Source organism: uncultured Tenacibaculum sp. (assembly GCF_947502995.1).
GTDB lineage: Bacteria > Bacteroidota > Bacteroidia > Flavobacteriales > Flavobacteriaceae > Polaribacter.
On sequence record NZ_CANNBW010000020.1, the window covers coordinates 32,220 to 57,052 of the forward strand.

23 protein-coding genes and 1 tRNA gene are annotated in these 24,833 nt (G+C 29.0%); 9 read left to right on the forward strand and 15 right to left on the reverse strand.

Annotated features, from left to right (window positions below; genetic code table 11):
- Nucleotides 1–69: 69 nt before the first annotated feature.
- From Q1A46_RS16250 to Q1A46_RS16285, 8 genes are all read right to left on the reverse strand, one after another.
- On the reverse strand, nucleotides 70–2,619 hold the full coding sequence (locus Q1A46_RS16250; RefSeq protein ID WP_299681186.1) for a M20/M25/M40 family metallo-hydrolase: 2,550 nt from the start codon (nucleotides 2,617–2,619) through the stop codon (nucleotides 70–72).
- Nucleotides 2,620–2,920: 301 nt separating this feature from the next.
- Nucleotides 2,921–3,283 carry a nuclear transport factor 2 family protein gene (locus Q1A46_RS16255; protein WP_299681190.1) on the reverse strand — a complete coding sequence of 121 codons (363 nt, stop codon included), beginning with the start codon at nucleotides 3,281–3,283 and terminating at the stop codon, nucleotides 2,921–2,923.
- A 68-nt stretch (nucleotides 3,284–3,351) separates the two neighbouring features.
- Nucleotides 3,352–4,659, reverse strand: a complete 1,308-nt coding sequence (locus tag Q1A46_RS16260; RefSeq protein ID WP_299681194.1) for a deoxyribodipyrimidine photo-lyase — start codon at nucleotides 4,657–4,659, stop codon at nucleotides 3,352–3,354.
- Entirely contained in the window at nucleotides 4,652–5,119 is a 468-nt protein-coding gene (locus tag Q1A46_RS16265) for an SRPBCC family protein (RefSeq protein WP_299681197.1), read from the reverse strand. The genes Q1A46_RS16260 and Q1A46_RS16265 overlap by 8 nt, the downstream gene beginning before the upstream one ends.
- 68 nt (nucleotides 5,120–5,187) lie before the next feature.
- On the reverse strand, nucleotides 5,188–5,412 hold the full coding sequence (locus Q1A46_RS16270) for a hypothetical protein (RefSeq protein ID WP_299681200.1): 225 nt from the start codon (nucleotides 5,410–5,412) through the stop codon (nucleotides 5,188–5,190).
- A gap of 310 nt (nucleotides 5,413–5,722) precedes the next feature.
- Entirely contained in the window at nucleotides 5,723–5,875 is a 153-nt protein-coding gene (locus Q1A46_RS16275) for a phytase (RefSeq protein WP_306420538.1), read from the reverse strand.
- A 164-nt stretch (nucleotides 5,876–6,039) separates the two neighbouring features.
- Nucleotides 6,040–6,435, reverse strand: a complete 396-nt coding sequence (locus Q1A46_RS16280; RefSeq protein ID WP_299681204.1) for a DUF6438 domain-containing protein — start codon at nucleotides 6,433–6,435, stop codon at nucleotides 6,040–6,042.
- Between the two features lie 79 nt (nucleotides 6,436–6,514).
- Nucleotides 6,515–7,492: a putative zinc-binding metallopeptidase gene (locus Q1A46_RS16285; RefSeq protein ID WP_299681207.1), complete on the reverse strand. Its 978-nt coding sequence runs from the start codon at nucleotides 7,490–7,492 to the stop codon at nucleotides 6,515–6,517.
- Nucleotides 7,493–7,600: 108 nt separating this feature from the next.
- On the opposite strand from Q1A46_RS16285, the gene Q1A46_RS16290 reads away from it, so the two are divergent.
- The 3 genes from Q1A46_RS16290 (at nucleotide 7,601) to Q1A46_RS16300 (ending at nucleotide 11,646) form a co-directional block, all read left to right on the forward strand.
- Nucleotides 7,601–8,110 carry an RNA polymerase sigma factor gene (locus Q1A46_RS16290; protein WP_299681210.1) on the forward strand — a complete coding sequence of 170 codons (510 nt, stop codon included), beginning with the start codon at nucleotides 7,601–7,603 and terminating at the stop codon, nucleotides 8,108–8,110.
- Between the two features lie 57 nt (nucleotides 8,111–8,167).
- The gene (locus tag Q1A46_RS16295) at nucleotides 8,168–9,079 is read left to right on the forward strand and encodes a FecR family protein (RefSeq protein ID WP_299681213.1); all 912 of its coding nucleotides are present in this window, start codon (nucleotides 8,168–8,170) and stop codon (nucleotides 9,077–9,079) included.
- Nucleotides 9,080–9,177: 98 nt separating this feature from the next.
- Complete coding sequence (locus tag Q1A46_RS16300; RefSeq protein ID WP_299681216.1) at nucleotides 9,178–11,646, forward strand: TonB-dependent receptor; 2,469 nt, start codon at nucleotides 9,178–9,180, stop codon at nucleotides 11,644–11,646.
- A gap of 61 nt (nucleotides 11,647–11,707) precedes the next feature.
- Here the strand turns inward: Q1A46_RS16300 and Q1A46_RS16305 are convergent, their stop codons facing one another.
- The 3 genes from Q1A46_RS16305 to Q1A46_RS16315 all read right to left on the reverse strand — a co-directional run bounded on the left by Q1A46_RS16305 (nucleotide 11,708) and on the right by Q1A46_RS16315 (nucleotide 14,553).
- Entirely contained in the window at nucleotides 11,708–12,529 is an 822-nt protein-coding gene (locus Q1A46_RS16305) for an SDR family oxidoreductase (protein ID WP_299681219.1), read from the reverse strand.
- 13 nt (nucleotides 12,530–12,542) lie between these two features.
- The gene (locus Q1A46_RS16310; protein WP_299681222.1) at nucleotides 12,543–13,505 is read right to left on the reverse strand and encodes an SDR family NAD(P)-dependent oxidoreductase; all 963 of its coding nucleotides are present in this window, start codon (nucleotides 13,503–13,505) and stop codon (nucleotides 12,543–12,545) included.
- 124 nt (nucleotides 13,506–13,629) lie between these two features.
- On the reverse strand, nucleotides 13,630–14,553 hold the full coding sequence (locus Q1A46_RS16315) for an AraC family transcriptional regulator (protein ID WP_299681225.1): 924 nt from the start codon (nucleotides 14,551–14,553) through the stop codon (nucleotides 13,630–13,632).
- Nucleotides 14,554–14,733: 180 nt separating this feature from the next.
- Between Q1A46_RS16315 and Q1A46_RS16320 the strand changes: the two genes are divergently transcribed.
- The 4 genes from Q1A46_RS16320 to Q1A46_RS16335 all read left to right on the forward strand — a co-directional run bounded on the left by Q1A46_RS16320 (nucleotide 14,734) and on the right by Q1A46_RS16335 (nucleotide 20,379).
- Nucleotides 14,734–15,936, forward strand: a complete 1,203-nt coding sequence (locus Q1A46_RS16320; RefSeq protein ID WP_299681228.1) for a hypothetical protein — start codon at nucleotides 14,734–14,736, stop codon at nucleotides 15,934–15,936.
- A 211-nt stretch (nucleotides 15,937–16,147) separates the two neighbouring features.
- A complete protein-coding gene (locus tag Q1A46_RS16325) occupies nucleotides 16,148–18,517 on the forward strand; it encodes an outer membrane beta-barrel family protein (RefSeq protein WP_299681231.1) in 2,370 nt (789 codons plus the stop codon).
- Between the two features lie 90 nt (nucleotides 18,518–18,607).
- Entirely contained in the window at nucleotides 18,608–19,639 is a 1,032-nt protein-coding gene (locus Q1A46_RS16330; protein WP_299681234.1) for a sensor histidine kinase, read from the forward strand.
- Nucleotides 19,636–20,379: a LytTR family DNA-binding domain-containing protein gene (locus Q1A46_RS16335; protein ID WP_299681237.1), complete on the forward strand. Its 744-nt coding sequence runs from the start codon at nucleotides 19,636–19,638 to the stop codon at nucleotides 20,377–20,379. The genes Q1A46_RS16330 and Q1A46_RS16335 overlap by 4 nt, the downstream gene beginning before the upstream one ends.
- Before the next feature lie 78 nt (nucleotides 20,380–20,457).
- Here Q1A46_RS16335 and Q1A46_RS16340 read toward each other — a convergent pair.
- Nucleotides 20,458–20,532: transfer RNA gene (locus tag Q1A46_RS16340), tRNA-Pro, on the reverse strand.
- A 168-nt stretch (nucleotides 20,533–20,700) separates the two neighbouring features.
- Here Q1A46_RS16340 and trxB point away from each other — a divergent pair.
- Nucleotides 20,701–21,648, forward strand: coding sequence for a thioredoxin-disulfide reductase (gene trxB, locus Q1A46_RS16345; RefSeq protein WP_299681240.1), 948 nt, complete (start codon nucleotides 20,701–20,703; stop codon nucleotides 21,646–21,648).
- 51 nt (nucleotides 21,649–21,699) lie between these two features.
- Here trxB and Q1A46_RS16350 read toward each other — a convergent pair whose 3' ends face one another.
- The 3 genes from Q1A46_RS16350 to Q1A46_RS16360 are packed head-to-tail and all read right to left on the reverse strand — an operon-like array spanning nucleotide 21,700 to nucleotide 23,878.
- The gene (locus Q1A46_RS16350; RefSeq protein WP_299681243.1) at nucleotides 21,700–22,377 is read right to left on the reverse strand and encodes an ATP-binding cassette domain-containing protein; all 678 of its coding nucleotides are present in this window, start codon (nucleotides 22,375–22,377) and stop codon (nucleotides 21,700–21,702) included.
- A complete protein-coding gene (locus tag Q1A46_RS16355; RefSeq protein WP_299681247.1) occupies nucleotides 22,364–23,293 on the reverse strand; it encodes an ABC transporter permease in 930 nt (309 codons plus the stop codon). Before Q1A46_RS16355 ends, Q1A46_RS16350 begins: the two co-directional genes overlap by 14 nt.
- A complete protein-coding gene (locus Q1A46_RS16360) occupies nucleotides 23,294–23,878 on the reverse strand; it encodes a lipoprotein signal peptidase (RefSeq protein ID WP_299681250.1) in 585 nt (194 codons plus the stop codon).
- 124 nt (nucleotides 23,879–24,002) lie between these two features.
- Between Q1A46_RS16360 and Q1A46_RS16365 the strand changes: the two genes are divergently transcribed.
- Nucleotides 24,003–24,809: an AraC family transcriptional regulator gene (locus Q1A46_RS16365; RefSeq protein ID WP_299681253.1), complete on the forward strand. Its 807-nt coding sequence runs from the start codon at nucleotides 24,003–24,005 to the stop codon at nucleotides 24,807–24,809.
- Nucleotides 24,810–24,833: the final 24 nt, after the last annotated feature.

Consider the following 24,833-nt stretch of genomic DNA (forward strand, 5'->3'; position numbering starts at 1 on the left):
AAAAAGAGGCATCATTATATAGAAAATAACGGCCTCTTTAACTTTTGTTCTTATCTAAGCTTTATATAACTAATTAATCACTATTTTTTTTATCACTTGGTCTTCTCCTTTAGTTTCAACTTTAAGTAAATAAACTCCTGTATTTAGTTGATGTTTTTTGGCTGAAATTTTATTTTCTCCTCCTTTTAACTTCATCTTTGCTACAACTTTTCCAGTAATATCATACATAAAAACATTAATATCGTTTTGGATCGTTTTATTTTCAATATTGATGTAGAAAAAATTTGTACTCGGATTTGGATTTACAACTAAAGAATAAAGTATTCCTTCCTTATCTGTTCCTATAATTGGTTTAATAGAATTCGCAACTACTTTACTTGCTAATGATGCATCACAAGAACCTTCATAAATTTTCACATTACTAAATACTGATGTATTTCCAGATCCGGCATCGTTGTCGTTAATAAAAACTAACCTATCCATTGTTCCTGTATAAAAACTTCCAATGGGTATTATATAAGTTTGAGTTCCACTTGTGTAATTATCATAATTTGTAACTCCATAATTCTGACTTCCATGTACTTTAAAGTATCTTGTTGAACTTAAATTATTATCATTTTCAAAACCTATTCCATGAATTTCACCCTGCGAAGTACTGTTAAATTCAAATTCTACAACAGTATTAGCTGTAACATTATAATCGTAAGGAATATATTTCCAAGTATTATTTACTAAAGTCAAAGAATTACCAGAATTTGTAATGTTGAATGTCCCATCAGAATCTTGATTTGAAAAAGCTGTAACTGTAAAATCATTAAAATTTAAAGATTGACAAGTTGGTGGTGGAATTGTTGTTCCATTTTTAATAGAAATTTCATCTATAGCAATATCACTTTGCCATCCTTCATTTCCTGAACCTGTAGTAATAATAAAACGAAACTGAACTTCTGCTGTATTTTTATAACTACTTAAGTCTACTGTAGCAGCCTCCCAATTATTTCCTTGAGTTCCGTTTTTTGTAAATATTGAATTCCAAGTAGTTTCACTCTTTAATTTCGCCTCTACTTCTAAAGAAGCTACAGCACTTCCTAACATATGATATTTAAAATTCAATTGAGGTGTATTAAGTGAAGTAAAATCAAAACACGGAGAATCTAAAATAGCTTTTTTACTTGGGAAACCAGAACCATTACCTGAAGCTTCTACATAAAGATAAAAACTTCCTGAAGCTGCTTCACTTGGTCCTGTATTGTTAGATGGTGTTGTTCCAGAATTCCTAGTGAAATTTAAATCATCATTAGTTGCATCACTCCAAAATCCTAAAGAGTTTTCAAAATCTTCTTCATATGGAAACGAATTTACTGATTGTACACAACCTGTCGGTGGCATAGCATTAACACCGTTAGAAATTTCAATTAAATACTCTAAAGCTAACTTTGCGAATTTAGCAGCATGTGTAGCATTAGGTGTAGGTGATCTATCAAAAGTATCTTGAGAAGTGTGAATGTTAGGATTACTTTGATTAAAACTTGCTTCAAAAGGAAAAGCTACATTATAACCTTCTTGTGCCCAACTGTAATGATCTGAACAACCATAATTACACTGTGAAGTTCCATAAGTTAATTTATGTGTTCCTGAAGCATTATAAAAATTCATTAATTCAATTAAAAAATTATTCAATGTATCATCGTTGTAAGAATCAGTAGAAATGTAAATATCATTTGTAGAACCTTTATAGTTTGTCATATCCAATTGCATATAACTAACTACATTTACATTTCGTTGTCTATAATCTTCAGCAATTTCTCTAGAACCTCTTAACCCTACTTCTTCAGCAGCAAAAGCCATAAATTCAATGGTTCTTTTCGGTCTAAAATTCATCTCAAACAATACTCTAGCAGCTTCAGTAAATGTTGCAATTCCAGAAGCATTATCATCTGCCCCAGGAGCATTATTATTATTACCTCTAGCAGTAGAGTCTATATGCCCACCAATAATTACAAATTCATCAGGAGCTTCGGTTCCAGTAACAGTCATAACAACTGAAGGCATATTTGTACTGGTATGATTTACAATTCTTACAGAAACATCACTTCTTCCGGAAGCCATATTTTCCCATTTTGTTTTTAAATCTAAAACAGATTGAGTTGCAGTATTTGTGGTATGATAACGAGTCCCGTAAGCTTCTAATTCTTGAATATGATTTGCAATATTTAAATTATTCACCAAATCTAAACTCTGTTTAACCAACGTTTCTTGAGTTATGGTAAAGGAAACCAAATTATTACTTAAAGAAGATCTGGAAGCTATTTTATTATTCTGATTAATAGCTGCAATAGCACTTTCTTTCGAGGATTCATAAATAAAACCTGGACCGTGAACCAATACTTTATGATGAAGCTCTTCGGCAGCATTCGGACTTAACATTACTGCACTGAAACCGTTCAAGGAATGAATAATTTTAATGTCTTTAGGATGGTTAATTTTTAATCCTTGTGCATCTCTAGTTTGCATTGTTGCATAAAACATTTCGGTAGTTTTTTGAGCGTAAAAAACATGAGATACCAAAAGTAAACTGCATAATAATACAGCGAGACAAATTGTTCGGATTGTTTTCATTTTATAGGGTTTTTTAGTTAATTACTTGAGGTTAAAGAAAAGAGTATTATTATCCTTTTCTGGGAGTAACTGCATTAAATTAGCAGCTTTTTTTAGATAATATTTGACATAGGAGGAAAAACATTAACTAATTACCATACAATCCTTTAATATAGAAAAAACGAAAGACTTTTAACAAAACCCTATTCATTAATTTACAAATAGTTAGAATCTAAACAACTTTTGAATAAGACAGTTTTTTTTAACAAAAAAGGTATTGTAAAAACATACAATACCTTTTATTATTTAATTTTTTTTATAATTACATCGTGTAAAAAAACTGTTCGTTTGTAATTTTTCCTTCCTGTACTTCAAATACACAAACTTCTTCCATTTGTTGTCTTCCTCTGTCTTTAAAAGTAACATCAAAAGCCATTTTAGAAGTAAAATGATTGTCCGCAACAACAGGATCAGAGATTTCTGAAGCATGAAATTCTACTACATTTTCTAACCATTGTTTACTCTTTTCAAAAACCTCCTGTTTTCCTGAAACAATTTCTCCGTATGGAACACCAGGCATTTCCTTACTTACAACATTATCTGCATACAATTCTGTAATACAATCTAAATTCTTTCCTTCTCTGCACATTTGTGCCCATTGGTTTGCAACTTCTTGTGTGGTCATAATAATTTAATTTACTTGTTAATTCCTTAAATTTAATAAAAAGCCACACACAGACCATTAATTACCTGTTAAGAATCAACGTTTAACGCGTTTTTATATGTTGTTAAACAGCGTTCTCTTGCAAACTTATGATCTACCATTTCTTTTGCATAAGTAAGCTCTTGAAATTCTGGAACCCACTTTTTAATATATTTTAATTCTTTATCAAACTTTTTAATTTGAGTAGTTGGGTTAAAAATTCTGAAATACGGTGCCGCATCTACACCACAACCTGCAACCCATTGCCAATTACCAACATTACTAGCCAATTCAAAATCTAATAATTTTTCAGCAAAATAAGCTTCTCCCCATCTCCAATCAATCAATAAATGTTTACATAAAAAACTTCCAACTAGCATACGAACTCTGTTGTGCATAAAACCTGTAGCATTTAACTCTCGCATTCCTGCATCTACTAATGGATATCCAGTTTTTCCTTCGCACCAACGTTTAAAATCTTCTTCATTATTTCTCCACACTATTCTGTCGTATTGTGGTTTAAAAGAATCTTTCTCTGTGTGCGGATAATGCCAAAGAATTTGAATAAAAAATTCACGCCAAATTAACTCTTTTAAAAAAGTGATATTCTCACTTTTATTTGCTTCTTGTACAGCTTTTCTTGTTGAATAACTTCCGAATCGTAAATGTAAACCTAGCTTTGATGTTCCTTTTATTGCTGGAAAATTTCGTTTTGCTTCGTATTCATCTATAATTTGCTGTCTTACATCGTAATCAGGAATTTCAATTCCCGAAGGTTCAAAACCTAATTCAGACATTGAATGAATAGCTTTACTTTCTGAAGTATATATTTGATCTAAATGTTCTTCAGAAGGAAAGAAATTTAACGTTGCTGTTTTGAATTTCGCTAACCATTTTTTAGAATATGGCGTATATACCTTATATGGATTTCCATCGTCTTTAACGACCTCTTTCTCTTCGAAAATTACGTGATCTTTAAACGATTTAAATCCGATTCCTTTTGAAGATAAAAACTCTTCAATATTATGATCTCTGTCTAATGCATAAGGTTCATAATCTTTATTTGTGTATACGTTTTCTATAGAAAACTTCTGAATAAGGCTTTCAAAAACATCTTCAGGCGTACTATAAAAAGTAGATAAATTCCCTCCTTTTTCTTGAAATATTTGGTGTAAAAATGAAAGTCTAGAATGAATAAAATCTAATCGAGCATCTTTCTTTGGAAGCTTATCCAATATGTTCTTATCGAAAATAAATATTGGAAGAATTTTTGTTCCACTTTGAAGTGCTTCAAATAATCCTTTGTTATCCTCAATTCTTAAATCTCTTCTGAACCAAAAAATTGAAATCTTATCCATTGTATTCTCCAAAAAGCTCTATTAATTTTGTTTGACGATAGCTAAAAATCTCTTCTAGTTTTGGTTTTACTAAAAACGGATGAACCATTTGACCTAAAATACCTAATGGAATTTTATAATCGATAATATCTTCCATTTCGACTCCTCCATCTATTTCTTTAATAAAGTGTTTGTGATGCCATAAAGCATAAGGACCAAAACGTTGCTCATCTACAAAATACTCTTGATGTTGTACGTGAGTAATCTCAGTTACCCATTTCGTTTTAATTCCTAAAACTGGTGTTACGATATACTGAATAATTTGACCAGGATACATTGGCCTATCTGCACCAGAAAGAATGTTAAACCCCATGTAATCGGGTGTAATTGCTTTTAAATTTTTTGGATCCGATAGAAATTCCCAAGCTTTCTCAACAGTTATCGGTAAGTTTTGTTTTTTTTGAAGACGATAAATTTTCATATTAACCGTAAATTTTTGATAAAAAAAAGGCTGTTAATTAAAAATAACAGCCCTTATAAATTTGTTTACTATGCAGTTAGAGGTTTCCCTTTAAGCCTTTTTTCTATTCTTTGCTTAACAACGGTTAACCTTTTCATTAAATCCATTAGCTCAGCATCTTTGCTTTTTTTGTACTCTTCATTTATTTCTAAAATAAGAGCTTTAGCTTCTCTAGAAGCTAAAATTCTATCGCTGGTAGTTACGAATTTAAATTTTCGGTTCTCAAACTCTAATGCTTTTTCTATTAATGTCATAACTATTCAATAATTATAATGTTTGCGCCAAACTACTATAGCTTGATCAAATTGATCGTCTCCGAATTTTGGTCGTAATTAATTGAGAAATCTTTCAGAAAAAAAATACAACAATCGTAAATTAAGAAACTTGGGGCAACAAATGTATACATATCTTTGACATATACATATATTTTTTGATTGATTTAAATAATATCTTAATTATTTTTTCTTATACCAATCATTTTGTTTAGCAAATTTAAAAAAAAAGTAAACAAATCAAAAAAACTATTGAAATTTAAATTGTTTAAGCATTAAAAGTAATCTATTTCTAGTTTAAAATTTTATGTAAATCATAAAAGAAGAAATTCTTATCATCATTCATGGCTACAAATAATCCACTCGGAAATTTCTCTCCTAAATCCAAAGTAGTTACATCACAGCCATCAGTTTCTAGAGTTGAAAGATTAACAACTCCTTTCATAACCTACAAAACAATTAATCTCACATAAAACTAGAGTTAATAAATTGTTATTTTAATTATTCAAAAAAAGCTTCATAAAGTAAGCATAAAACGAATTACACTAAAAAAGAAAAATCACCTTTTAAAAAGGTGATTTTAAGAACCAATACAACTAAAGTAGTAGCCTAATGTAAAAGATCTAACTGCTTTAGTAGATTATTAAATACAATTAAGTTTTTATTCCCTTTAAAAGTTAAAGTCTTATTATCGAAATTAACGATTGTTTTAGGTAAATCTCTTCCTTTTTTACTTTCAGAATTAACTACAGAAGATAGTTTAGATAATTCTCCTTTTAATAATTTCACCTGTTGTGTGGAAATTTGATATTCTGCTTCTCCTTTGATTTTAGTATTGTTAACTCCGTTAAAAATTACTTTCCCATTTTGATAAACATATAAATCAAAAACAGGACACTTGCCTAAACATGCTGTTTTTCTATAATGGATTTTATCTTCCGGAAAATTCTTTGCTGTTGAACAACTCACTATCAAAAGAATTATGATGATATATAACTGTTTCATGATTTTAAATTTTTAAATGCGCCAAAACTATTCAACATGAAAGAACCTGAACAAGTGTTTTGGCGCTAAGAGGGATATTTTAATGCTTATGACGTCTACAAGATTTTCCAATTTTATTTGCTTGTTTCCATTTTCCTGGCTCAGGTAAAACAAAGCTATTTCCACCTCTACTTCTAAGGTTTAAATTCGTACGAATGTGGTTTCTAAAATCTACAATTTCTTTTCTATTGTTCATTAATAACATTTTCTTTTCTGCTATTGTATTACCTGCTGCGATATCTCTTTTAGTCACATAAGTAGCAAAAACTTCAGCAATATCTTCTGCTGGATTTGTAGCAGCATAATTAGTTACAAATCGATCTCTGTTTGCTTCATAAAAATTATTTAAAGCTGCTTCTCCTTCATTATTTGCTTTTTCATAAGCACTCCAAATATCTGCCCAATACTTATGATATAACTCGTTAATGTATGCATTAGGTTTTGCACAACCTTCACCTGGATTGTATGTAGCACAACTTGTTTGACTTGAATCTAATTGAGTATCGTTTAACGTTAATACATGTCCGAATTCATGAATAATTGTGTAAGCTAATTCTCCTCCATTATTAAATCCTCCTTCGTAAGCATAGTTGATCGCGATTCCCATTTTCCAGCTCGATAAATCTTCTTTTATTTGAACTACAAAACCAGCGCTCCCCGTTGGAGTTCCGTTATAAATAACAAATTCTCCTACTTTTTTTAACTGATCTAACGGAACAATTTTTAAAACTAAATCCCAAATTTGATTATGTTTCGCAATATCTTTTTGATAAGCTAAATCTTCACCTGTAACTTTGTAATCTTGAATTTTATTAATTTTATCTCCAGTTACTTTGTACAAAGTAATTTCACCATCTTCACTTGTTGCCCCTTGATTTCCATCACCCGTCGGATCGGTCGTATCTGGCACAATAGTATCTGTCGGAATTATTACTTCATCATCACTACAACTTGTAACTACACTTAGTGTAAATGCTACTAAAAATAAAAACTTGAACACTTGTTTAAAATTTCTCATACTCATATCATTTAATAATTAATAATTTATGCCTGATTTGAATAAGAAACAGCCATCTAAAAATCTACCCTACCTTTTTTGATTAATTTTTTTTTATGTTTGCTTTACATGGAGCAAGAAAATTCAATATGTAAACCCAAAGTCTTTGAGGAAGTGTTCGACACACATTCTGAAAGTCTTAGAAATTATATGTTTTATAAATGTGGTGATGTAGATTTGGCGGAAGATTTCGTACAAGAAAGCTATGTTCGACTTTGGAAAAACTGTGCTAAAGTTCTAATAACTAAAGCTAAATCGTATTTATTTACTGTAGCTACTAATTTATTTTTAAATCATGTAGCTCATAAAAAAGTAGTCTTAAAACATCAAAAAGCTCAAGAAAAAAAATACACTTATGAAACACCAGAATTTCTTTTAGAAGAGAAAGAATTTATGGTAAAACTTCAAAATGCAATAAGTGAATTATCTGAAAAACAACGCGAAGTTTTTTTATTGAATAGAATTGACAAGAAAAAATATTCTGAAATTGCAGAAATGTTAGGAATATCTGTAAAAGCAGTTGAAAAAAGAATTTCTGCAGCTTTAAAAAAGCTTAGAGAAAAAATAGATGTAATATAGTTAGGGTAAATTATTAATAAACTGTTTTTAAGAAACAAACATCCTAAAAACTCAAATATGGAAATCAATAAAGATGAAACTTTTTTAGCCAAGTGGATGAATGGTGAGTTAAATGCTGAAGAATTAGAAGCGTTTAAAAAGCATCCTGATTTTCCATTATATGAAAAGATTGTTTTTAAATCAGAAAAATTAGCTGCTCCGCCTTATGATAAACAAAAACTTTTATCAAAAGTAAAGGAAGAAATTGAAGATACTAAAAAACCAAAAGTAGTTTCTTTATACTCTAAACTTACTATTGTAGCTGCTGCATCTCTATTAGTTTTGTTTAGTATTTTTTATTTTAAAAATTCAGCAACTGTATACAACACCAATTTCGGAGAACAATTAGCCGTTAATTTACCTGATGATTCTGAAGTAATATTAAATGCCAAGTCTTCTATTTCATTTAAAGAAAATGAATGGTCGAAAGCAAGAACGATGAACTTAAAAGGTGAAGCTTTTTTTAAAGTAAACAAAGGAAAAACATTTACTGTTGAAACTGATTTAGGTAAAGTAACTGTTTTAGGAACTCAATTTAATGTAAATATTGAGAATGATCTTTTACAAGTAAATTGTTACGAAGGAAAAGTAAAAGTAAGCGTCAATGAAAAAGATGTATTTCTAACTAAGGGAAAAGCATTTAGAATTACAAAAGACACAACTGAAGAATGGGAATTCAAAGCAAACAACCCTAGTTGGCAGAATGGTGAGAGCACATTTAATAGTGTTCCTTTAAAATACGTTATAAAAGCAATTACCAATCAATATAATGTAGAAATAAACGCAGCTGAAGATATAAATTTAAACTATCTTTACACTGGTGCATTTACTCATGAAGATTTAAAAATAGCTTTAGAAACTGTTTTTACCCCTTTAAAAATTAAATTTGAGTTTACAAATAAAAGCACCATTTTACTCGTTAAACATTAATGACGCTTAAAAAAAGGTACATTTTTCTTGCTCTTATTTTTATTTCGAATCTCCTTTTTTCTCAAAAAGATGGAGACAATAGTCACCTGAAAAATATTTTGATAAGCTTAGAGAAAAAACATAATGTTAAATTCTCGTATGCAGATGATGTAATTAAAGATAAAAAAGTTAGTACTAAACTTTTACAACTTTCTTTTAAAGAATTACTTGTTAAACTTGAGAAGCAAACCAATTTAATTTTTAAAAAAGTTTCCGATAGATATATACTTATTTTAGAGAAAGATAATGGTTCATTTATTTGCGGTTACGTAAAAGACAACTATTCTAATGAACCTATTTTTGGAGCGGAAGTTTACTTAGCAGATAATTCTATAGGAACTGTTACTAATGAAAAAGGATACTTTGAGTTGTCTGGACAGCGAAAAACAGATACCTTGGTTATTTCTTTATTAGGATACCAATCTAAACGAGTAATTATACCTCAACAAAAAAATACTGAATGCAGGCACTATACTATTGAAGAGCATTCTTCACAATTAAATGAAATCCTTATTACAAGTTATTTAACAGATGGAATTACAAAAAGCAATAATGGAACTATAGAAATTTCTCCTCAGAAGAGAGGAATTTTACCTGGATTAACAGAACCAGATGTACTTCAGAGTTTACAGTTATTACCAGACATTCAAAGTCCGAACGAAACAACTTCTGGTTTGCATATCAGAGGTGGAACTCCAGACCATAATCTTGTCCTTTTTGATGGAATTAGAGTTTATAATCCTGCACATTTTTTTGGAATGATTTCCGCTTTCAATCCTTATATAATTGATAAAGTAAACATTCAAACCAGTGGTGTAAATGCAAAATTTGGAAATCATATTGCTGGAGTTATTGATATAGAAACTGACTCTAAAATAGATTCTATAATTTCTGGTGGATTCGGAACAAACTTAACTCACGCCGACGCTTTTTTAAAATTTCCGTTGAGTAAAAACACAGCTATTCATATTGCTGGTAGAAGATCTTTAACCGACGCTTTAAATAGTATTACATTTCGAAGAATATCTGATCGTGTTTTTCAAAATTCAATTATAGCTAGTAATGAACTTAACGATACTGAAAACTTTTTTGAAAAAGACAACACCTTCTTTTTTGATGATTTGCATATTAAATTTCTAGCTAATTTAGGTAAGAAAGATCGTCTTTCTTTAAGTCATATATACGTTAATAACAAACTAGATTATAGGTTTGGGAACGAAAATAGAAGTTTTATTCAAAATGATGATTTGTCTGTTCAAAATTTTGGAATTAGTGGTTCTTGGGATAGAATTTGGAACGATAATTTGAAGCAAAAGACTACTTTATACTATTCAAAATATAACTTAGATTACACTTTTAATGGAGAACAAACTGTTGGAATTCCATATACTGAATCTTCATTAAAAAAGAATGAAATAAAAGAGTTTAGTTTAAAATCTTCATTAAATACATCTTTTAATGAAAAACATCTACTAGGTTTTGGTATTGAATATATTAGAAACAGAGTTAATTTTACGCTAGGTCGAACATATTCACTTTTTCCTGTTAATGATTATAGAACAGAAGAGGAAAATACGAACAATACCTTTTCTTTATTTTCAGAATATCAATTTAAAAAGAACAAAGATTTCAATATAAATTTAGGTATTAGAAGCAGCTATTTTTCTATTGAAAAAAAATTCACTTTTGCTCCCCGATTATTCTTACAAACGAAATTAGCAGATAACGTTTGGGTAAATATTTCTTATGAAAAGAAATATCAAAATATTAGCCAATTAATAGAGTTCTCTACTAGTGATTTCGGTTTAGAAAATAAAGTTTGGAGCCTTTCTAATAAAGAAGAAATCCCGATTTTAAAAGCTGATCAAATCTCTGCTGGTCTCGTGTTTAAAAATAATGGTTGGCTATTCGACCTTAACATGTATTATAAAGATGTAGACGGCTTGACTTCACTTTCGAGAGGTGTAACTTCAAATTCTAGTATCATATTAAATGGAGAAAGTACTTCTAAAGGTATTACAGCACTTTTGAAGAGAAAATTTGGTAATTATACCACTTGGATGAGTTATAGCTTAGGTGAAACTGATTTTACATTTCCTCTTGCTAATAACGGACAAGCATTTCCTGATGACAACGATATTCGACATAGTTTCTTTTGGTCTCATAGTTATCGTATTGGACAATTTAATTTCTCTTTAGGTTGGAATTATAGAACAGGAATTCCTTTTACTCAGGTTGTTGAAACCAACGAAAACGGATTTCAGGATTTTGTAGTAAATGAAATTAATGGGGAACGATTAACACGTTATCATCGTTTAGATTTTTCTGCGACCTATAAATTCAATCTCTCTAAAAGTAAGCGTTGGAAAGGAAAATTAGGTGTTTCTTTTCTCAATATTTACAATAGAAAGAACCAACTACAAAGACGTTTTTTCCTTGCTAACGATGGCTTTGACGATGTGCTATCTAATGAAGAAACTTTTTCGTTAGGCTTTACTCCTAATGCAGTTTTTAGGATAGAGTTTTAAAAGAGATACTTTGAGAACTTTTTTACAAACCCTCAAAGTTTAATCTCTTAACAAACATACATTATATATTCAAATTCTTTTTCATCATACCAATAAACTCATCATCTTTCATAGTATCTCTCGCTTTTAGTAATTGTTTCGCATCTTCTCCTGCTCTGTATCTTAATGTTTCTGAATTATCAGTAGTCGCAGTATAAATTACATCTGCAATAAGTTCTGGTGTACTCATTGTATCAGCATCAAAAGCTTTTCCGAATCCTGCCATAGTAGTCGTTACAAAATCATTGTACGCTGTAAGGTTTTCATTATGCTGATAATCTAAAGATCTTCCTCCAAAATCAGTTGCAACACCACCAGGCTCAACTATTTTAACTTTAATTCCAAGTGGTTGAAGTTCATAATGCAAAGATTCACTAAAACCTTCTACTGCAAATTTTGTAGCATGATATAATGGCATCAAAGGAAAAGTCATACGACCACCTATAGAAGAAATATTAATAATAACTCCTTGTTTATTTTCTCTAAAATGTGGTAATAAAGCTTTAGTAACATCAAACAATCCAAAAACATTTACATCAAATTGTCTTGCTACAGCTTCTCTACTTGCAGATTCAAAAGTTCCCATTAAACCGTAACCAGCGTTATTTAAAAGAGCATCTATTTTTCCAAATTTTTCTATTCCTTCTTTAACTGACTTTTCTATTGAACCTAAATCTTGCACATCTAATTGATTAACTAACACATTTTTTAAAGTATTTAACTCTTCTTCTTTTTCTAGCGATCTCATTGTTGCAATTACATTCCATCCTTCTTTTTGAAACTTTAATGCTGTTGCTCTACCTATACCTGTACTACTTCCTGTAATTAATATTGTTTTATTCATTTAAAATCTATTTTTATTTTAATCCTACTAGTTTGTAACTCTTTTCAACTAACTTTTGCGCTGCTTTCATATCAGATGCATTAGGGTTTGGTGATTCCATTGGCCAACCTCCTTTTTTACATTCTTTATCTCTATATAAAACACTATGCTGACTGAAATATGCTCCTGAATGTTTTGGGACATCATCTGACAATAAAACGTGAAGAGAAGTTTGCGCAGATTCCCAATTACTATTAGATATTGATTTGGTTAAAGGTTTAGCTAAAGTCATTAAGGTTCTTACGAAGAAATTACCTCCACTTCCGAAATTAGATCTTGCCCAACCAGGATGAATTGAAGCTGTGGTTACATTGTGTTCTTTTAATCTTTCTGCTAGTTCCATTGCATATTGAACAGTTGCTACTTTAGCTTCTCCATATGCTGCGAAATTGTTATACTTTCTATTAATAAAATTTAAATCGTTTAAATGAACTTTATATCGTTGTTTAGATGAACCAGCATGAACAACAGATGATAATATTCCTATTCTTGAACCATGAGTATTTTTTAAAGTATCTAATAAAAGTTCTGTAAGTAAAAAATGACCTAGAAAATTAACTCCGAATGTTTTTTCAAAGCCATCTTCAGTATATTGAATTCGGTTCTCCATAACAACCATTCCTGCATTACACATTAACCCATCTAATGATTGATATTTTTGAAGAAATAAAGACACAAACTTTCTAACAGACCATAAATTCGCCAAGTCAAGTTCAATAATATCATAACTTCCTTTCAAGTAATAAAAAGAAGCTGCTACTTCTTTAGCTGCATCAACTCTTCTACAAGCCATTACTACGTGAGCTCCTTGATTAATTAACTGTCTGGTAGTTTCTAAACCTACACCAGAATTTGCTCCTGTTACTAAATATGTTTTTCCAGTTAAATCTTTATTTAAGGTGTCTTTATCACACCAAATCATGTGTTTATGACTCATTATCTTTGTATTTATATTACAAAGAAACGCCTACTTTAATCGCTTTTAAAACACTATCTTCAGAAGTAAAAACACTATCTTCAGAAGTAAAAAAGCTTCATCTAAATTGATGAAGCCCTTATATTTAATGAATAGTTTTCTTTCTAAATTCTCCTGGACTTTCGCCTACTTTTTTCTTTAACATTCTACTGAAATAGTGAGGATAGTTAAATCCTAAATCATAAGCAATTTCACTTACAGAAAAACCTGTATTTAAGAGTTTATTTTTTGCTAGTTTTATAATATAATCGTCTATATAGTCTTTTGTACTCTTACCAGTTTCTTTTTTTAATAAATCACTAAGGTAATTGGTTGAGAAATGAACTTTTTGAGCAAAATATTCTGAAGTTGGAGTTCCTCGTTCTACTTGTAAATTATTATCATAATATTCTCTTATTAATTCTTCTACCTTACTCATCACATCAGAATTATGATGTTCTCTAGTTATAAATTGACGATCATAAAATCGTTTAGAATAATTTAAAAGTAACTGTAAGTTTGTGATTATTACTTCTTGAGTATGTTTATCGATATTTGATACCAACTCAGTTTTAATATTTGCTACAATATCTATAAGTGTATTTTCCTCTTTTTTAGACAAATGTAAAGCTTCGTGAGTACTGTAATTAAAGAAGTTATAACTGTTTATTTTTTTACCTAAATCAAAATTTCGAATCAAACTTGGATGAAAAACAAGCATAAAACCATAGGTACTTGGTGTATGAGAATTAGAAGTGATTACTTGATTAGGAGCTATAAAACTGAGTACTCCTTCTTCGAAATCATATTTATTTCTACCATAATGCATACCGCAATCACCATCTTTTAAAATAATACTGTATAACTCAGAACTCATTTTAACACCTTCATATTGACTTTTAATTTCTTGAGGTAATTCATCAATTTTTTTTACATCAATAATACCTATTAATGGATGTGTAGGCTTATTAAAATCAAAAGCATCAAACAACTGAGTAACTGACTCTATTCTAACTATTTCATTTGACATAAAGTAAGATTTAAATACATAATACAAACTTATAAGTTATAAAAAAGAACATAGAACACTAATTACTGAAATTAAAATTTAGATTTCTTGAAATTGTGTTTTCATAATTAACGTATATAAACTTTATAGGGTTTTACTAAACTCAGTTGTAATAGTATAGTTAAACATAAATATGATATTATGAAAAAAACTTTACTAATTACGGCGTTACTTTCTACATTATTTTCTTGTTCTAATGATGATGAACTTAGTAATTCAACATCTGAATGTAGTGAATTAGATAAGATTAAAATTGTCACAAATAATAAAAGCACTACAACTTGCGAAGCTAAATATGAGTTCAATTCTGATAGTTTTTCCAACCTAAAATATGATTGGTATATTAATAATAAACGTATTGACAATTCAACGGAAAACACCTCTACTCTTTCATATACGTTTACTGAAAATGGAACTTATGAAATATGTATGAAACCGATTGTAACAAATGGAACTTGTACACTTCAAAAAAAATGTATTACACTAGATATTGAAGATTTAAAGATAGGAACTGTAAAAGATATTCAAGATTATTTAGTCGGACTAGATGGACCTATGAACCCTGTATTAAAAGGAAATGAACTGTATTTTTCAGAATCAATAAGATCTTTTAATAGAATTTCTAAAATAGATATTACAGAAGCAACACCAACAATAAAAGAAGTTGTGTTAATACCTAAATCGGCAACTTTATTTGAAGTTCCTCTTATATCGGCTCTTGTATTTAAAGATAATATCCTTTATGCTGCAGAAAGTAGAAATGGTAATAACCTTGGAAATATTTACAAAATAGATGTTACTGCTGATTCTCCTAAAGCAGAAAGCATAGCAAAATTTCTAAAACCGACCGACTTAGCTTTTAAAGGAAATGATTTATATGTTGCAGATTTAGGTAATAGTACTAATTCAGATCAGAGTACAATTTATAAAATAGATGTTACTAGTTCTGAAATAAAAAAAGAAGTAGTAATAAAACCTACGTTAGCGCCTATTAGTATAGCTTTTAAAGGAGATGAACTTTTTATGATTTTAAGGCCTAATAGATTTTCTGGTGGACAAATTTCAAAAATTAACGTTACGAAAAACTCACCTCAACTTACCGATATAGCTACAGGACTTAATCTTCCGAGAAAAATTACTTTTATTGGAAACGATTTATACTTATTCGATTATAGTTTAAAAGAAATTTTAAGAGTAGATACAGGATCTGGAGCTATGACTAGTATTATTTCAAATGGACCAGATAATTTTCAGAACTTTATTTTTACAAATGGAGCTGTATTTTTAACATCTTATACGAAGAGAAAAATTCAAAAAATCACTTTAAATTGTAGTGAATTATAATTGTAAATTAATTCTATAAAAACATAATATTCTAGAATAAAAAAGCTTCATCTATTATGATGAAGCTTTTTTATTTCTATTCTCTATAGCTCTTTGAATCCTTTTCCTTGAATTCACTTCATTTTTCCTTGAATTCATTGTATAGCTATTTCAAAACGTACATCTTCAAAATACTTTTGAGCTGTAATTAAACGTGAAATATTATACAACTATGAAAATTATAGCCACATTTTTAACTCTTTTTATTTATACTATTAGTTTTGCACAAACCTTTACTGGAAAAGTAATCGACAAACAAAACCAACCTATTTCATTTGCAAATATTGTCGCAAAAAATAAAATCGATAATTCTATAATCACAGGAGTAATTTCTGATGAAAATGGTGAATTTTCTATTAAAACAAAAAAAGAAAATATATTCTTAGAAATTAGTTTTGTTGGGTTTACTACTAAAAAAATATTTCCAACTCAATCTAACATCGGAACTATTGTTTTAGAAGAAGAAGGAGAACAATTACAAGAAATTGTAATTACTGCTCGTAAAAAGTTAATTCAACAAAAAGTAGATCGTTTGGTATTTAATGTAGAAAATACAGTAGCAGGAACTGGAGGAACTTCTCTTGATGCATTAAAATCTACTCCAAGTGTAAATGTAGATACCGATAAACTAGCTATTGTTGGTAAAGGGAATGTTCGTGTAATGGTAAACGATAGAATTATTCAGTTATCTGGTAATGAATTAATGGCTTATTTAAATACAATTGCTTCAGATGATATCAAAAACATTGAAGTTATCACAACTCCTCCGTCTAAATACGATGCCGAAGGTGATAGCGGATTAATTAATATTGTATTAAAAAAATCAAAAGAAAACAGCTGGAATAATCAAATTAGAACTTCTTATACTCAAGCAACATTTCCTTTATTTAATGTCGGAAATACATTTAACTACAATAAAGATAAAATAAGTCTCGTAGCTTCATTAAATGGAACCAAGGGAAATTCAGCTCAATTCAATGAGTTTGATATTATTTATCCTTCTGCTTCGACAGTTACTAATTTAGACATGAAAAATAGAGAACAGTTAATTTCTGGTCGATTTGGTTTAGATTACGACTTAACAGAAAACACTTCTATAGGAATCTTATATTCAGGATCATATGAAGATAAAGGTATTGTTGATGAAGGAAAAACTTTAACTAATGATGGAAATGGAACATTTACTGATAATTTTGGTAATGCTGATTTAACAAATGAAAATCATTCGATAAATGCACATTACATTCAAAAATTAGACACACTCGGAAGAAAATTATCTGTAGATGTAGATTACTTCAATTTCAAAATTGCCAACACTAGAAATTTTAGTAGTGAACAGTTTATTACAAATCCTAGTTTTTTTGAAGCTGAAAATAGCACGAATCAAGAAATTAAAAATTATAGTGGTCGAATTGACATTCAACATCCAAGTAAATGGGGAAATTTTTCTTACGGAGCTAAAACGACATTTACTGAAACTGATAGCGACGTATCATTTTATAATAAAACAACTGGAACACCAATTTTTGATCCAACCCAAAGCAACGAGTTTATATATTCAGAAAACATTAATGCTTTATATGCTGATGTATCTAAATCACTAGGAAAAAAATGGCAAACAAAAGTTGGATTACGTTTTGAAAACACAAGAACAAAAGGAATTTCAAAAACGAACAATCAAACAAATATTAATTCATATAATAAGTTATTTCCATCTGTTTTCATTGGATATAACCCAAGTAAAGAGAATATGTTTAACTTAAGTTACAGTAGAAGAATTAAGAGACCAAGTTTCGAACTTTTAAATCCATTTCGTTTTTATATAAATTCTATTTCATACCAAGAAGGAAATCCATTTTTAAACCCTCAAATTTCTGAAAATATAGAACTTAAACACATCTATAAAGGAAAACTTATCAGTAAAGCATTTGTAAGTTATGTAGACGATGGATATTTCAATATTATTAGAGCAGAAGATGGAACACAACAAAGAATTGTAGTTACTTACGAAAACTTTTATAAAGCTTATAACTACGGGTTAACTGAAACCTTTTTATATAATCCAACAAAATGGTGGAATATGACTACCCAAGCTACGCTATCGAGAATGGATACACGTTACAAAGACGGATTTAATTTAAATGCTGAATTATTAAGCGGTTGGAATTTTCAATTATACAATAGAAATACATTTCAATTAAATGAGGCCAAAACTATTCAAGCAGAGACAACATTAATTTATGCTTCGCCTCAAAAACTTATGTATTTTTCAGTATCAGAAATGGTAAATTTAGACTTAGGGTTAAAGTTTTCTATGTTAGATAAAAAATTGAATTGCACACTTGCTTTAAATGACATTTTCAGAAGAAGAGCTACAAAAGTTAATACGAAAACAAATGGTATTGATCAGACATATTATAATTATTTTGACACAAGAAATTTTAAAATAAGTTTAAACTATAGTTTTGGTAATAAGAAAATAAAAGTGAATCAACGTAGTTCTGGAAACGAAGACGAACAAAACAGAGCAAAAAATAATTAACAAAAAGTAAAGCTGTTTTAGAGTATTTTATTCTTTAAACAGCTTTATTATTCTCAAAAAATGTATTTTTCAAACTTAAAAGTTTAAGAAGTGAAGGTTTTTAATCAAAAAATAAATCTAAAACAAGTTTTCATTGTAATTGCATTATTATTGATAGGAAATGTTGGAAAACTCTATCTTTTGCATAACGTGCGAACTAGAAGTGATATTGATTTTTATGACTATTTCGATCATTTGTCAGTTTTTCTATTCTCTTTAGTTGCAGTAATATCGGTACTATTTTCCTGGAGATTAATTAATAAAATAGAGGATACAAATACAATTCTAAAATTCGTAAAAGTTTATGTTTTATCTTTTTTTATATTTGGCTTCATAGGCATTATTATCGATTATGCTGTTTTACATGGCCTTTTAAGCACAAAAAAAACATATGATGTTATTGGTAGGGTTATAAATACGCTGTCTGTTGCTTTTATACTTGTCGATATTTTTGCACTTACTTCAGCATTTTTATATTTCAGACAATCTCAAAAAGCTTTATTAGAATTAGAACAAACTGAAAAAGAAAAAACAACACTACAATCACAAATGCTTCAGAAAAATTTAGAACCTCATTTTTTATTCAATAATCTAAGTATTTTATCAGGTCTAGCAAGAAAAAACCCAGAACAAATAGAAGACTTTATTGATGATTTTTCAGATGTATACCGCTATTATTTAAACCACGGAAAAAAGCAATTAGTTGAGTTAGAAAGTGAAATTTCTTTTCTGAAAAAATATATGAATTTAATGGAAAAACGCTTTGGAAAAGCATACCAAATTAAAAATAAGATTAAAAATAGTAGAGGTTTTATTATTCCTTGCTCATTACAATTATGCGTAGAAAACGCAATAAAACACAATAAAGGAAGTGAAGAAAATCCACTACTCATTTTTCTCTCATGTGAAGAGAATTCAATTGTGATAAAAAATAAATTAAATAAAGTAGATTTTACTCTTGGAACAGGAACTGGAAACGATTATTTAAAACGTCAATACCAATTGAATTTTAATACTAGTGTTGTTTTTACCGAAACTGATAAAGAATTCATTGTTAAAATCCCTTTAATTTTAGAAATATGAAAGTGCTAATTATAGAAGATGAAGTTATAAATATTGAAATTATTTCAGATCATATTCTTAGATATAACAATAAAATTGAAATTGCAGCAACATTACAAAGTAAAGAAGAAGTTAAACAATGGTATGCGATTAATGAACAAGTGGATTTGGTTTTTTCTGATATTGAATTATTAGATGGAAATGTGTTTTCATTATTAAACACTAACATTATAAAATCTCCAATTATATTCACAACAGCTTATAATACTTTTTATCAAGATGCTTTTGATGTTAACGGTATTGCTTACTTGTTAAAACCTATTAGTTTTAACAAGTTTAGTAAGGCTATGGAGAAGTTTGAATCATTACAAAACAAAGAAATAAACTGGAAAGAAATATCTGAAACTATTCACAGTTTAACCAATAATTACAAAGAGCGTATTATTATAAAAACCAAAACAGAGATAAAAATTTTAAGCACAAAAAATGCTAGTGCAATTCTATCTAACTCAGGAAAATGTATTGCAATAGATGAACACGGAAAAGAAAATGAATTTCGTTATAAATTATCCGATTTAATTAAGGAATTAAATCCAAAAGAGTTCTTTCAAATTAATCGTGGAGAAATTGTAAACATTAATTTTATTGAAAAAATAGAACCTTATTTTGGTGATCGGTTAGCAATTTCAATTAAAAATTACAAGCAACATTTAATTACAAGTGCTGCTACTACTAGCGAATTTAGAAAATGGATTGAATAAAACATCTTTAAAAAACCTTAAAAACAAAAAACACTGAAGATTAAAGAAATCAACAGTGTTTTTATATTTATTATGTTGTCGGGGTGGCAGGATTCGAACCTGCGACCTCCTGCTCCCAAAGCAGGCGCGATGACCGGGCTACGCTACACCCCGTTTAACGGGCGACAAATGTATAAAATTTTTTCTCAGAATACTAATTTATTCAAATAAAAATTGAAATGTAAGATTAATTTTAATTATCGTCTAATAACAGAAATATATGTATATTGTTCTTACGCAAATAAAAAAAATATACATTTGTAGTTCTATAAAAAATACCCAATGTCAAATACTGTAGAAAGAATAAAATGTTTAATAATCGGTTCTGGGCCTGCAGGATATACTGCTGCAATTTATGCTGCTAGAGCCGACATGAAACCTGTAATGTATACAGGAATGCAAATGGGTGGTCAGTTAACAACGACCACAGAAGTAGATAATTTCCCAGGATATCCAAATGGTACTGACGGGACAGCTATGATGGAAGATTTAAAAAACCAAGCTGAGCGTTTCGGTACTGAAGTTCGTTTTGGTTTAGTAACTAAAGTTGATTTTTCTACTGAAGAAGGAGGAATTCATAAAGTTGTTGTAGATGAGACTACCGAATTAGAAGCTGAAACTGTAATTATCTCAACAGGAGCTACAGCTAAATATCTTGGTTTAGAAAGTGAACAGCGTTTAATTGGTGGTGGAGTTTCTGCTTGTGCTACTTGTGATGGTTTCTTTTATAAAGGGCAAGATGTTGTAGTTGTTGGAGCTGGAGATACTGCTGCTGAAGAAGCTACTTACCTAGCTAACATTTGTAGTAAAGTTACTATGTTAGTTCGTAAAGATTATATGCGTGCGTCTAAAGCAATGCAACATAGAGTAAATAAAACTGAAAATATTGAAGTATTATTTAATACTGAAATTGATGAAGTTTTAGGAGATAATGTTGTTGAAGGTGTTAGAGCTGTAAACAATCAGACTGGAGACAAAACAGATATTCCTGTTACTGGAGTATTTATTGCTATCGGACATACACCAAATACACAATTATTTAAAGGTGTTTTAGATATGGACGAAACCGGTTACTTAATTACTAACGGTAAAACGACTAAAACGAATGTTCCTGGAGTTTTTGCTGCTGGTGATGTTCAAGATAAAGAATACAGACAAGCGGTTACTGCTGCTGGTACAGGTTGTATGGCTGCATTAGATGCTGAACGTTATTTAGGAGCTTTAGAATAGCGTTTTTAAACATAAAATTAGAAAAAGAGATTACGAAAAGTGATCTCTTTTTTATTTTAAACCTAGTTTATCTATCGTATTAAGAAGAGTTTTAGCTTTCATTTCATCTTCTAATTCAGTGAAATCTTCTTTCATTACTTTTTTTACAAAACTTCCTTTTTCTAATACATGGATTTCATCACAAGTTGTCGCTAAAGTTGAAAAAATATGAGATGAAATAATCACCAACTTATTCAGCTTTTTTAATTGATGAATAATTTCTGTGATGACAATATTACTTTGTATATCTACTCCATTAAAAGGTTCATCGAAAATAAAGACTTTATTTTCTTGTAAAAGAATTGCCGTTAAGGCCAATTTCTTTTTCATTCCTGTAGAATAATTAATCGCATATTTATCTAACGGTAAATTGAAAATATTACGTTTATCTATATCCTTTACACTTACTTCTCTAGCATTTAATAACAATTGAATATATTCTCTTCCTGTGATTTTTGGAAAGAAATAAAATTCAGTTTGTAAAAAACCAATTGTGTCTTTTAAATTCGATATTGAAATAATATTTCCATTATAATTTTCTATTCCAGACAAACAGTTAAAAAAAGTAGTTTTACCTGCTCCATTTTCACCTACAACTCCATATACTTTGCCTTCTTCAAAATCAATATTAATGTCATTCAATACTGAGTTTCTTCCATATTTTTTAGATAGATTTTTAATGCTTATCATGTAAAATGGATTTTAATTTTTGAATAGATCTCTTGTAAAAATAACCAAATGTAAAAAGCACAAAAGGTGGCAAAGCTAAACTCGCTGCAAATATCATTGAGCTTGGTAAATTCATTTTTTTTGGAAAATCGCAATACTTAGCTATAATAGCTTGAATGTAATACAAAAAACAAAGTAGATTAAAAATCATTATAATAAGCACATATTCACTAAAAAAAACGGTTAAAAATATAGTAATCGGTAGACTTAAAATAATTGCATACAATACTCCTATTTTTATTTTTTTTTGAAGGAATTCTTCTGCAGAATATTTAAATGACCACACATAAAACTCATTTTCCATTTTAGAATAATATGTGATAAGTGTAACAAATAACAAGAGTAAAGAAAAGATTCCAAGATTAAAATTACCAACTTCAATTGATTTGTGAGTTAACCAATATACTATTGGAAACATGTAAAAACTATTTCTAAAACCTAAAGGAAATTCAAATGGCTTTTTTCCAAATGGTGTTGGAATAACAACACTAGAAGAAATCTTTGTTATTAATTTACTTAATATTAATATCGCAATGAAGACGTATCCTAGAAATATGTATTCGCTTTGATAAATGAAGTATAAAACAAACGGTATACTTATTACTAAGTTTTCTATAATTCTTAGCTTGTTGTATAATTTTTTGGTGAAAATAAGCTTTAAAAAATCATTTCGTTTTTTTTCACTCAACTTAATTAATACAGATACTAACAACAATAAATAACCATAAGCTGCATAATGTTCTAAAGTGTAAAATATGAAATTAGAACTTAAAACGAATAAAGTAAGTAAAATAGGATAAGCAAATAGTGGTGGTACTCCAAAATCATTTAAATGTCGGTTAAACATTTTTATTTGAAGCTTTAAATACCACTTCATCTATTCTTTTTTTGCCTTAGGAAAAGCTTGTTTATTAAAAATAAATAATAAAATTACACCAATGGTAATCCAACTATCCGCTCCATTAAATATAGCATTAAAGAAAGTAAAACTTTCTCCTTGATACATTGGAAAGTATAGCATATCTACCACTTTTCCGAAGAAAAAATCAGCATAACCATCTTCTGGAAACATAGTGGCAACAACACCTCTATCAGACTTACTAAAAATCACTCCATAAAAAACAGAATCGATAATGTTTCCTATGGCTCCAGCAAGAATTAAAGAAATTGCGATCACTACTCCGTTATGAATTTTACTTTTTATAGTTTGTATTAACCAGTAAATAATACCAGAAACAGCAACTAATCGAAACAATGTTAAGAATAACTTTCCTGCTTTTCCTCCAAACTCAAACCCCCAGGCCATTCCATTGTTTTCAGTAAAATGAATTCTAAACCAATCTAAGCCTAATACCTTTATCTCTTCTCCTAACGAAAAGTGTGTTTTTATGTAAATCTTACTAATTTGATCTATCAATATCGCTAGAATTACGGTAAGTATCGCTATAGTTTTCTTAGACATCTTTAAAATTTAATAGCGACAAAAATAAGAAAAGTATTATGAATAAAGTAAGTAGCTTTTAGGCAAAAAACTATTTTAAGGAAAATTTATCAATATGAAAAAAATATAGTAAGTTGCTTACCTTATGATGGATATTAAAACGATAAGTCCAAGCACTGAACTTTCTAAATATATTTGCTTTTATTATGAACTCGAATTACGTGATGAAAGTTATCATGCATTTCCATCCGGTAATAATGTAGTTTGTATTTTTGAAAAAGCTAATGTCAGTTATAAAGACGATTGTATTTCTATTAAAGAAGACTCCAATTACCCGAATACCTTTACTGCTTTAAATAAATACGCTAAACCTTTACAAGTTAAAACAGAAGGGCATGTTCGTGAATTTGTTATCATTTTTACACCCTTTGGTTTATCTCAGTTTACAACTAAAGATTTTACTAACATTCCTTTTTTTCAAATTGATGATTTTAAAGATTTTTTTGATCAAAATGATAATTTCTTTAGTCAAGCTATAGAAATTAAAATCAAAATCGTGGAAGAATATCTACTCAGTAAATTAAATGAAAAAAAAGAATTAGATATTATTATTCAAGCTGTACATCTTCTTCAAGAAGAAAAACTGAATATTGATGAAATTGCTAAAGAATTACATTGCAGCTACAAAAAACTATATCGCTTATTTATAACACATTGTAGATGTTCTCCTACTATTATTAGAAATAATATTCGTTTTAGAAATACTTTAGAAAAAATAAAAGAGAAAAATAAAGATTTTAAACTTTCCGACATTGCTTACGAACAGAAATTTTACGATCAAGCTTCTTTTAACAGGATGTTTAAAGCTCAAACCGGAGTTACTCCAAATCAATTTTTTAAAGAAGTAAATATCTTTTCTGACGAAAACATCTATTTTAAAGATCTTAAATAGTGTTAATGTCCATTTAATACAATT